Annotated in this window: 1 protein-coding gene; it reads left to right on the forward strand. The window is 63.1% G+C overall.

Going from position 1 to position 1,595, the window contains the following annotated elements:
• A partial coding sequence (locus WB308_RS03480; protein ID WP_424189036.1) for an ATP-binding protein occupies positions 1-1,595 on the forward strand: 1,595 nt, incomplete at both ends.

The raw sequence follows: 1,595 nt of genomic DNA on the forward strand, positions 1-1,595 counted from the left end.
GGCACGGCCATGGTGATCATCGAGGACGACACCACGATCGCGCTGGTGAACACGGAGTTCGAAAAATTCACAGGGCTTCCGCGGCACCAGATTGAGGGGAGGCGAAGCTGGATCGAGTTCACGCCTCCCGACGAGCTGTTGAGGCTCATGACGTACCACGACATGAGGCGGCAGGATCCCGATTCGGTTCCCCGCCGCTACGAGCTCAAGATGCGGGACGGCGAGGGCCGCATCCGGCATGTTCTGCTGAGCGTTGCCCTGATCCCGGGCACCACGCACAGCATCGCATCCATGCTGGACATCACGGAGCGCAAGCAGGCCGAGGAGGGCCTGAAGAAATCCAAGGATGAAGCCGAGCGGATCAACCGGGAGCTCGAGGCCATCAACCGCCAACTCGAAGAATCCATCGAGCGGGCCGGCATCATGGCCCAGGCCGCCGAGGCGGCCAACCGCGCCAAGTCGGAATTTCTGGCGAACATGAGCCACGAGATCCGCACGCCCATGAACGGGATCATCGGGTTTTCGACGCTGCTGCAGGAGACGGAGCTCGACGGCGAGCAGCGGGAATACGCGGAGGCCGTCAAGTTGTCGGCGGAGAACCTGTTGGCCCTCATCAACGACATCCTGGACTTCTCGAAGATCGAGGCGGGAAAGCTCACCATCGAGCCCATTCCCTTCGACCTGCGCACCACCGTGGAAAAGCTGGCCGACCTGCTGGTCGTGAAGGCCGACGAGAAGGGACTGAGCCTGATCGTGCGCTATCTCTGCGGGGCCGAGCGCCGCGTGATCGGCGATCCCGGCCGCATCCGGCAGGTGGTGACGAACCTGGTGAGCAATTCCATCAAATTCACCGAGAAGGGCCACGTCATCATCAGCGTGAGCTGCGAGACGAAACCGGACGGCTCCCCGTCCTTCCATTTCAGCGTGGAAGACACGGGGATCGGGATCCCCGAAGGGAAACTGGAATACATCTTCGAAAAGTTCACCCAGGCCGACACGTCCACGACGCGCCGCTACGGAGGCACGGGCCTGGGACTGGCCATTTCCAAACAGCTCGTCGAATGCATGGGCGGCACGATCGGGGTGACGAGCCGGGAAGGGAAGGGCTCCACGTTCTGGTTCACCCTTCCGATGACGATCGATCAGGAGACCGCTGTCAGCGTCGTCGAGGAGGCCGATCTCTCGGGGGTCCGGCTTCTCATCGTCGACGACCGGGAGATCAACCGCCGCACCCTGGAGGAACAGGTCGCCGGCTGGGGCATGCGCCACGCCAGTTGCAGCTCGAACGACGAGGCGATTCAACTGCTGCTCCGGGACTGCGAGGCCGGGGATCCCTTCCAGATGGCCATCATCGCATACCACGATGAGCACAGTGAAAGCGAAGAGCTGGGCCGCCGGATCAAGGGGGATGACCGTCTGAGGCAGACGGTGCTCATCATGATCGCCTCCATCGGCAAACGCGGCGACGCCAAGCGGATGCAGGACGTCGGGTTTGCGGCATACCTGGTCAAGCCGGTCCACCAGTCCATTCTGATGGATGCCCTGGCGACGGCCTGGAACGCCAGCCTCAAGGGGCAGCCCCTGCAGCTCATCAC

This window comes from Sulfuricurvum sp., from assembly GCF_049587615.1.
Taxonomy (GTDB): Bacteria; Campylobacterota; Campylobacteria; order Campylobacterales; family Sulfurimonadaceae; genus Sulfuricurvum.